This window comes from Lactobacillus kalixensis DSM 16043 (assembly GCF_001434335.1).
Taxonomy (GTDB): domain Bacteria; phylum Bacillota; class Bacilli; order Lactobacillales; family Lactobacillaceae; genus Lactobacillus; species Lactobacillus kalixensis.
Genome location: NZ_AZFM01000103.1, coordinates 1 through 267 on the forward strand (window position 1 = coordinate 1; position 267 = coordinate 267).

The window sequence follows — 267 nt, forward strand, 5'->3', positions numbered from 1 at the left end:
ATAGTGAATCAATTATCCCGTCGGATAATTAATTCACTATTAAGCTTAGAATGTTTTGAATTAGTAATCTTGTTTAAATTTAATTTCAAAAAATCATTTTCAAAGCTTTTGCAATCTGAACAGGTTGGCCTACCAATATACACTATAAAATCATTATTACGCTTTTTAAGTATTTTAAATTGCGTATTTTAAATTGCTTAAAATTTATTGATTCGCAAATTGCAATAATAAGTTGGACACTTTATGCAGCTTGATAGATGTTATCTA

The 267-nt window shown here is 25.8% G+C and carries 1 protein-coding gene; it reads right to left on the reverse strand.

All coding sequences use genetic code 11. The annotated features are described in order from the left end of the window. Nucleotides 1–8: 8 nt before the first annotated feature. A complete protein-coding gene (locus tag FC46_RS10500) occupies nucleotides 9–173 on the reverse strand; it encodes a DUF6568 family protein (RefSeq protein ID WP_476703087.1) in 165 nt (54 codons plus the stop codon). Nucleotides 174–267: the final 94 nt, after the last annotated feature.